At 40.9% G+C, this 8,489-nt stretch carries 9 protein-coding genes; 6 read left to right on the top strand and 3 right to left on the bottom strand.

The window, feature by feature from the left end:
- On the top strand, positions 1-279 hold a 279-nt coding region (locus VLB74_RS04750; RefSeq protein WP_325202313.1), incomplete at its 5' end, for an Lrp/AsnC ligand binding domain-containing protein.
- 196 nt (positions 280-475) lie between these two features.
- Here the strand turns inward: VLB74_RS04750 and VLB74_RS04745 are convergent.
- Both VLB74_RS04745 and leuS read right to left on the bottom strand, forming a co-directional pair.
- Entirely contained in the window at positions 476-1,147 is a 672-nt protein-coding gene (locus tag VLB74_RS04745; RefSeq protein WP_325202312.1) for a zinc metallopeptidase, read from the bottom strand.
- Between the two features lie 240 nt (positions 1,148-1,387).
- Positions 1,388-4,210: a leucine--tRNA ligase gene (leuS, locus tag VLB74_RS04740; RefSeq protein ID WP_325202311.1), complete on the bottom strand. Its 2,823-nt coding sequence runs from the start codon at positions 4,208-4,210 to the stop codon at positions 1,388-1,390.
- A gap of 199 nt (positions 4,211-4,409) precedes the next feature.
- Between leuS and VLB74_RS04735 the strand changes: the two genes are divergently transcribed.
- Genes VLB74_RS04735 through truB form a run of 4 tightly spaced genes read left to right on the top strand, consistent with a single transcriptional unit; the run spans position 4,410 to position 7,148 of the window.
- Complete coding sequence (locus VLB74_RS04735; protein WP_325202310.1) at positions 4,410-5,285, top strand: cell division protein FtsX; 876 nt, start codon at positions 4,410-4,412, stop codon at positions 5,283-5,285.
- A 47-nt stretch (positions 5,286-5,332) separates the two neighbouring features.
- Positions 5,333-5,569 carry a DUF3098 domain-containing protein gene (locus tag VLB74_RS04730; RefSeq protein WP_325202309.1) on the top strand — a complete coding sequence of 79 codons (237 nt, stop codon included), beginning with the start codon at positions 5,333-5,335 and terminating at the stop codon, positions 5,567-5,569.
- A gap of 58 nt (positions 5,570-5,627) precedes the next feature.
- Positions 5,628-6,437 (top strand): undecaprenyl-diphosphate phosphatase, encoded by an 810-nt coding sequence (locus tag VLB74_RS04725; RefSeq protein WP_325202308.1) that lies wholly within the window; start codon positions 5,628-5,630, stop codon positions 6,435-6,437.
- A 9-nt stretch (positions 6,438-6,446) separates the two neighbouring features.
- A complete protein-coding gene (gene truB, locus VLB74_RS04720; protein ID WP_325202314.1) occupies positions 6,447-7,148 on the top strand; it encodes a tRNA pseudouridine(55) synthase TruB in 702 nt (233 codons plus the stop codon).
- Here the strand turns inward: truB and VLB74_RS04715 are convergent.
- The gene (locus VLB74_RS04715; protein WP_325202307.1) at positions 7,129-7,731 is read right to left on the bottom strand and encodes a thioredoxin family protein; all 603 of its coding nucleotides are present in this window, start codon (positions 7,729-7,731) and stop codon (positions 7,129-7,131) included. The genes truB and VLB74_RS04715 overlap by 20 nt on opposite strands.
- A gap of 104 nt (positions 7,732-7,835) precedes the next feature.
- On the opposite strand from VLB74_RS04715, the gene VLB74_RS04710 reads away from it, so the two are divergent.
- On the top strand, positions 7,836-8,489 hold a 654-nt coding region (locus tag VLB74_RS04710; protein WP_325202306.1), incomplete at its 3' end, for a patatin-like phospholipase family protein.

Here is an 8,489-nt window from a genome sequence, read left to right as displayed (position 1 = left end):
ACAAAAGTACTGGGTTACAGCACAATGGCTTTCGTAGGCATCTATCTTGATAAAGCGGCCCGTAATCCCGAAGCAGTAAAAGAACTGAAAAAAATCCCAGAGGTTTTGGAATGTCATTACACCACCGGAAACTGGAGCATCTTAATCAAAATTCTCTGCCGCGACAACGAGCACCTGATGCAGTTGCTCAACAAAAAAATTCAGGCAATTGACGGGGTTTCGAGAACAGAAACATTCATTTCACTGGACCAGCAGATTGAAAGACAGATACAGTTGTAGTAAACGGAGGACAGTTGCAGTCGCAGTTTTCTGTTAGATTACAAGCACTCCTTTAGTTTTTCGACTAGCCCCGACAGGAGTGACACCTTGTAAAGCGGATGGCGGGAATATGGATTGCTGACACTCCTGAACCATTCGCTCCAAAAAAAAAATCCGCTACTTGAGTAACGGATTCTTTTATATCAATTGAAACGAATTAACGTCGGTTCATATAAATCATGATGTAATACAACAGTGTACCTATCGATCCGATGGCTGCCACTACATACGTACGGGCTGCCCATTTTAACGCATCTGCAGCGCCGTCATGTTCTTCCTGGTTCAGCATACGTTTGTTTTCCAGCCAAGCCAATGCTCTGTTACTCGCATCATACTCTACCGGCAAGGTTATAATCGAGAATAATGTGGTCATGGCAAAAATCGCAATCCCTATAAGCAATAGTTGAGGAAACGTATTAACCAACAGAACCCCTGCCAATAAAATCCATTGTACAAAATTTGAAGTAACCGAAACCACCGGAACCAATTTGGAACGCATGGTCAGCCAACTATACGCTTGTGCATGTTGGACAGCATGCCCACACTCATGTGCTGCCACTGCGGCGGCGGCGGCATTACGTTGATTGTAAACCGCTTCACTCAGGTTAACTGTTTTATCAGCCGGATTGTAATGATCGGTCAAACGCCCCGGAGTCGAAATTACACGCACATCGGTAATCCCGTGATCGGCTAGCATTTTCTGGGCGATTTCAGCACCGCTCATCCCGTTCTGCAATTGCATTTTCGAATAGTGATCAAATTTACTCTGAAGCCTGCTGCTCACCAACCAGCTTGCCAGCATAATGGCTCCCATTAAAATCCATATCATAGCTATGTGTTTTTAGTTTTTTTTATAACCCTATTGAATATCAAATTTTACGCCTAATTTCACAAATGCCATTTTGACATTTCTAACATTTGTTTATTATACGTAAAATTACTAAAAGGTTACAAAAAAAATCCCAAATTCTTGTTAGAATCCGGGATTTCTCGACTCCGCTCGAAATGACAAAGAGAACTTTGTCTTAAATAACAGGCTCTATTGAGTCCTTGCGAATAGTCTATTAAATTATCCTACCAGGTTGATGATTTTCCCCGGAACGATAATCACTTTATTTGGCGTTCTGCCTTGCAATTGCGCTTGGGTTCTTTCGTCGGCCATCACGATTTCTTCTATTTGAGCCGCATTTAAATCCAATGGCAATTTGATGGTGAAACGCATTTTTCCGTTAAACGATACCGGATACTCTTTTTCGCTTTCCACCAAATATTTGGCTTCAAAAATCGGAAACTTTACAGTAGCAATCGAACCTTCGTGACCCAACGCACTCCATAATTCCTCAGCAATATGTGGCGCATATGGCGAAACCAGAATCGCTAACGGCTCTAAAATAGCACGGTGATGGCATTTGGCCTGTGCCAATTCGTTCACACAAATCATAAACTGTGAAACCGAAGTATTGAACGAGAAATTCTCGATATCTTCCGTTACTTTTTTGATGGTCTTGTGTAACGATTTGTACATTTCGCCTGTTGGCTCGTCGTTGGTTACAATTAACCCGATATCGTCAAAATACAAACGCCACAGTTTTTTAAGGAAACCTGACACTCCGGTAATTCCGGCGGTATTCCAAGGTTTAGCCTGCTCCAATGGACCCAAGAACATTTCATACAATCGTAAGGTATCGGCTCCGTATTGCTCACAAATATCGTCCGGGTTCACAACGTTGTATTTCGATTTGGACATTTTTTCGACTTCACGCCCTACTATGTATTTTCCGTCTTCCAAAATGAATTCAGCGTTTTTATAATCTGAATACAGTGGATGGTTTTTGAAAGCTTCAATATCCAATTCATTTGTCACGTCATTGATAACGGCTAAATCTACATGGATTGGATGAACATTTTTATCCTTAATCAACCCTTTTGAGTAAAGCGTTTTTGAATCTTCAGAACGGTAAACAAACGCGCTCATCCCCAAAATCATCCCCTGATTGATCAGTTTTTTGAAAGGCTCTTCCGTTGGTGCAAATCCTCTGTCTTTTAAGAATTTGTTCCAGAAACGGGAATATAGCAAATGTCCGGTTGCGTGCTCACTTCCTCCGATGTACAAATCCACATTTTCCCAATACTTCAATGCATCCTGACTTGCGAATTCATTAGTATTGTGTGCGTCCATATAGCGCATCCAGTACCATGAACTTCCAGCCCAACCCGGCATGGTGTTCAATTCTAACGGGAATACGTTTACATTATCCATTAAATCATTACTTACCACCTGATTGGTTTTGGTATCCCAAGCCCAAACGGAAGCATTCCCTAAAGGCGGCTGACCGTCTTCGGTTGGCAAATATTTTTCCACTTCCGGTAAAACTACCGGCAAATGTGCTGCCGGAATCATTTGCGGCATACCGTTCACATAATAAACTGGGAAAGGTTCACCCCAATATCTTTGACGGGAGAAAACAGCATCACGCAAACGGTAATTTACTTTTGCCATCCCTGCACCGATTTTCTCTAATTCTTCAATTATTTTTTTAGTCGCTTCCTTATAATTCAATCCGTTTAGGAATTCGGAATTCGCTAAAATCGTGTTGTTTTTATCGTCGTAAGCCGCTTCGGAAATATCCACACCTTCTACGATGTTTTTAATCGGAAGATCAAAATGTTTCGCAAAAGCATAATCCCTTTCATCACCGCATGGTACTGCCATTACCGCACCGGTTCCGTATCCTGCCAACACATAATCGCCAATCCAAACCGGAATTGGTTCTTTGGTAAACGGATGCTCCGCATAGGCTCCGGTAAATACTCCCGAAATGGTTTTCACATCGGCCATACGCTCTCTTTCCGAACGTTTTGCTGTTGCTTCAATATAAGCTTCAACATTGGCTTTTTGTTCTGGCGTCGTGATTTTGGCCACCAATTCGTGTTCCGGTGCCAAAGTCATGAAGGTTACTCCGAAGATGGTATCAGGACGGGTCGTAAATACTTCTATTACTTCCTCGTGATTTTTCAAATTAAAAGTCACAGAAGCACCGACCGATTTCCCGATCCAGTTTCTTTGCGATTCTTTCAAGGATTCGGTCCAGTCGATGGTTTCCAGACCTTGAAGCAATCTTTCCGCATAAGCCGAAATTCGCATCGACCACTGCGTCATTTTTTTGCGGATTACCGGATGACCTCCACGTTCGGAAACGCCGTTGATGATTTCGTCGTTTGCCAATACGGTACCTAAAGCCGGACACCAGTTTACTTCGGTTTCCGCCAAATAAGTCAATCTATATTGAAGTAAGATTTTTTGTTGTTCTTCGGAAGAAAATGCATTCCACTCTTCTCCGTTAAATGTTGAAATATTCTCATCGCAAACTGCATGGATTCGCGTATTTCCTTCTTGTTGGAAAACTTCGATCAATTCCTCAATCGGACGTGCCTGATCGGTGTCCTTACAGTAATACGAATTGAACAACTGAATGAAAATCCATTGTGTATGTCTGTAATAATCGGGATTCGAAGTACGAACTTCTCGGCTCCAGTCAAACGAAAAACCGATCTTATCCAACTGCTGACGGTAACGGGCAATATTCTCTTTCGTGGTTTTTTCCGGATGTTGTCCGGTTTGAATTGCATATTGTTCCGCCGGTAATCCGAAGGAATCATACCCTTGTGGATGCAACACATTGAAACCCTGATGTCTTTTGTAACGCGCTACGATATCCGATGCGATGTAGCCCAGCGGATGCCCCACATGCAAACCTGCTCCCGAAGGATACGGAAACATGTCCAGCACATAATATTTGGGTTTATCAGAATCATTTTTAGCAGCGAACGTTTGGTTTTCTGCCCAATATTGTTGCCATTTGGCTTCGATTTCGTTGTGGAAGTACTTCATTTCAGTTAGTTATCAGTCTCAGTTATCAGTCTCAGTTACTATCTGCAAGGCAATCTCTGCTTACTGCGACTGCGACTGTCAACTTAAATTAAATTGGGTGCAAATTTACATTATATTATAAGAAAGATAAAACTTTGACCGTTATAAAGGTTAAAAACGATTTTCTTTACTATTTTTACGGCTTAAATTCAGATTACGTATGGCACCATCATTCGAGAACTTTCAGAGAAGACGTCTGATATCTTCTTATTTTTCTGTAGTTTTAAGTATTTTTTTAGTGTTGTTCCTGTTGGGCGCATTGGGATTGTTTGTAATCCATTCCGAAAAAATATCGAACAGTTTTAAGGAAGATATTCCTATGTCGGTTTATTTCAATGATGAAGCGAATGATACAATCCTAAAGGCTTTTGAAACAAAACTGAAGGGTTCTCCATTCGTAAAAGATTTTGCTTTTGTTTCCAAAGAGAATGCTGCTAAAAACAACAAAGACATTGTTGGCGAGGATTTCCTTGAGTTTTTAGGAATGAATCCGCTGCCAAATTCCTTCGACATTCATTTAAAAAGTGAATATGTGGAAACGGCGAAAATCAAGCAGATCGAAAGCGACATCAAAACCAACGAAATGGTTACCGAAGTTATTTACGATAAAAAACTGGTAGAACTGGCAAACGAGAACATCAAAAAAATCAGTTTCTGGATTTTAGTAATCAGTAGTGTTTTTGGAGTGATTTCGATGCTGTTGATCAATAGTTCATTGCGCCTTTCTGTTTATTCCAACCGTTTTATAATCAAAACCATGCAAATGGTGGGGGCCACAAAATCGTTCATCAGAAGACCTTTCATATGGAGAAGTATCCGTTTGGGACTAATCGGTTCCGGATTGGCTATTATTGCACTTATCGCCCTGACTTTATACGTTGACGGACTATTCCCTAAATTAGGCATAGCTAAAGATTATCTTTCGATGGTTATTATTTTAGGCGGCGTTTTAATTGTGGGAATTGTAATCACATGGATAAGCACTTTCTTTGCTACTCAACGTTTTTTAAATTTAAGAACCGACGATTTATATTAACAACATAAACTTGGGGACCGGATTGCTTCGTTCCTCACACTGACGAGATGGAAAACAAACAAAAACCAGACTTTCTTTTTGAAAGCATCAACTACAAAATTCTTTTAATCGGATTGGCTGTAATTGGCTTAGGTTTTATCCTGATGTCCGGAGGCGGAAGTGATGACCCGAAAGTTTTCAGCGACGCTATTTTCAATTTCCAAAGAATCCGATTGGCTCCAACAGTAGTTTTAATCGGTTTTGGCATCACGATTTATTCTATTTTTAAGAAAAGCAAACAATAGAACTCGAGTCAATTAACCATTTAGTCTTCCAGAAAAAAGACGACTCAACAACTCTCCAATGGATTTATTTCAAGCGCTAATAATTGCCATCATTGAAGGCTTAACAGAATATTTACCGGTTTCCTCCACAGGGCATATGGTATTTGCAAGTTCTTATTTTGGCATTCAGGAAGATGACTTTGTAAAACTGTTTCAGGTTTCCATTCAATTCGGAGCGATATTGGCCGTAGTGGCATTATACTGGAAGAAGTTTTTCGATTTTTCCAAACTGAATTTCTTCATAAAATTAGCCTGCGCCGTAGTTCCTGCTTTGATTTTAGGAAAATTGTTCGATGATAAAATTGAAGCGGTTTTAGGAAATCCAATCCCGATTGCCATCGTACTGATTGTTGGCGGAATCATACTGCTTTTCATCGACAGCCGTTTTCAAAACCCAACCGTTGCCCATGAAGAAGATATTACCATAAAAAAAGCGGTTACCATAGGCCTTTGGCAATGTTTGGCCATGATGCCGGGAACAAGCCGTTCCGCTGCTTCAATAATTGGAGGAATGCAGCAAGGGTTAACCCGACATGCCGCCGCAGAATTTTCATTTTTCCTGGCCGTTCCCACCATGCTGGCCGTGACATGCTATTCCGTTTTCCTTAAAACGTATGAGCACTCACAGATGAAAGGTTACGAACTGATTTTACAGTCCGGCGATACTATAAAAATGTTCCTGATTGGAAATGTTGTCGCTTTTATCGTAGCGGTTTTGGCCATTAAATTTTTCATCGGAATCATAAAACAATATGGTTTCAAGCCTTGGGGTTGGTACCGCATTATTGCCGGAATCGGTCTTCTGATCTATTTCTCATACTTAAAATAAACCACAGTGCTGACTCCAGAAGATTACATAAACGGACAAGTTTTACTGATTGACAAACCCTTGAAATGGAGTTCGTTTCAGGCAGTTAACAAATTAAAATACGCACTGATAAAAAAAGTCGGGCTTCCAAAGAAGTTCAAGATTGGTCACGCCGGCACACTGGATCCGTTAGCTACAGGCTTGCTTATAATCTGCACCGGAAAATTCACCAAACGCATTCCCGAATTGCAGGGCATGCCTAAAGAATACACAGGCACATTTTATATCGGCGGCACAACACCTTCTTATGATCTTGAAACCGAAGTAGACGAAACATTTCCTACCGAACACATCAACAACGAATTAATCGAACAGGTCCGCTTGAGTTTTATAGGCGAAATTGATCAGAAACCACCCATTTTTTCAGCTATCAAAAAAGATGGAAAACGTTTATACGAACACGCCCGCGCAGGAGAAGAAGTGGAAATTGCACACAGAAAAACCACTATTTACGAATTTGAACTAACGAGAATAGCATTGCCCGAAATTGACTTTCGTGTAAAATGCAGCAAAGGAACGTATATCCGTTCCCTTGCTTATGATTTTGGGTTAGCCTTGAATTCCGGAGCACATTTGACTGCTTTACGCCGAACAAAAATCGGAGAATTCGATGTAAAGGACGCGACTCTGATAACCGATTTCGAAGCTACCTTTATTCCAGAGCAAGCATAATTTTTGAAATTTCCTCCATTGTTGATAACCCTTTGTCCTTCAGGTACCATTTCTGAAGTTCCGCTTTAGCGGTTTCATTGACAACGCCAAATTTCGCTTTAAACTCCTTAATCAATCGGGTAGCTCCTTCGGGTCTTGCTCCCCAGGCGGCCAAAACGTCATGGTTTTCGGAATTAACAATTATCAGTTTCGGAATAGAACGTGCGCCATTGGTTAAAAACTCCTGCATCAAAGAATCATTTTCATCGCGGAAAACAACATGAAAATCAATGTTATCGGCAACCTCATCCATTTTGTTCATGACAGGCAATAACTGTGCGGCATCACCACACCAGCCTTCCGCCAGAACCAACCAAATGTACTTTTTATTCAATTTCCCCAATTGCGCTTTTATCTCTTCCGGAACAACTATGGTTTTGTCCAAACGGTTCATGCGCACTTCATTCAGATTACTGTAATGCAGTAAATCGTCGGATTGCTCATTCCCGGACGATTTCCCTTCTGCCAGTAATTCCGTCACTTTTGCCCTGTATTCCGAATAACTGTGACTGTTTTTTAGGCTATTTTCTATAATTGTTTTCATTCTTCCTATTTAATATTACAAAATTACTCGAAAAATCGCATTTCATGGCTGATAAATGTCAGCTTAACGAATGAAAAAATGTAATTTTATACCAAAGATTTGAGATGGATTTAAAAACAAAATCGGTAGGATTGATACTTTCCGGAGGCGGCACAAAAGGATTGGCCCATGCCGGTGCATTACAGTTCCTGGAAGAGAAAAATATAAAACCTCATCATATAGCGGGAACAAGTGCGGGCTCTATCATTGGCGCCCTGTATGCCAATGGAAAATCACCCGTGGAAATTCTGGAGTTTTTCAAATCGATCTATTTTTTTAACTGGAAACACTTTACTTTTAAAAAAGCAGGATTTATTGACTCGAATGCGTTCAAATTCTATTTTCATTCCATTTTCGGGGATACAAGGATTGGCGATTTAAAGATTCACACCCACATAACCGCAACGGATCTTGTAAAAGGAAAACTCAAAGTTTTTGATCCGGACACAAAAGTTACCGACGCTATATTGGCATCCTCTTCCTTTCCTGGCGTACTTTCTCCATATGAAATTGATGGAAATCTGTATAGCGACGGCGGAATTCTGAACCACTTCCCAACCGATATTTTAGAGGGACGCTGCGAAACCCTGATTGGCGTATATGTCAGCCCCATCCAAAAAATTCAGGCCAATGATTTGTCTTCCATAAAAGCAGTCACCGCGAGGGCTTTTGACTTACTTTCCGCCAACTCCAACACCCATAAATTCAATGTATGTGAT

Origin of the sequence: Flavobacterium sp. (assembly GCF_035456225.1) — a bacterium.
GTDB lineage: Bacteria > Bacteroidota > Bacteroidia > Flavobacteriales > Flavobacteriaceae > Flavobacterium.
This window is presented reverse-complemented; position numbering and strand designations above follow the sequence as displayed.

Coding starts and splice junctions, on each gene's coding strand:
- VLB74_RS04745 (WP_325202312.1), bottom strand. CDS start 1,147: ATGATATGGATTTTAATGGGAGCCATTATGCTGGCAAGCTGGTTGGTG.
- leuS (WP_325202311.1), bottom strand. CDS start 4,210: ATGAAGTACTTCCACAACGAAATCGAAGCCAAATGGCAACAATATTGG.
- VLB74_RS04735 (WP_325202310.1), top strand. CDS start 4,410: ATGGCACCATCATTCGAGAACTTTCAGAGAAGACGTCTGATATCTTCT.
- VLB74_RS04730 (WP_325202309.1), top strand. CDS start 5,333: ATGGAAAACAAACAAAAACCAGACTTTCTTTTTGAAAGCATCAACTAC.
- VLB74_RS04725 (WP_325202308.1), top strand. CDS start 5,628: ATGGATTTATTTCAAGCGCTAATAATTGCCATCATTGAAGGCTTAACA.
- VLB74_RS04715 (WP_325202307.1), bottom strand. CDS start 7,731: ATGAAAACAATTATAGAAAATAGCCTAAAAAACAGTCACAGTTATTCG.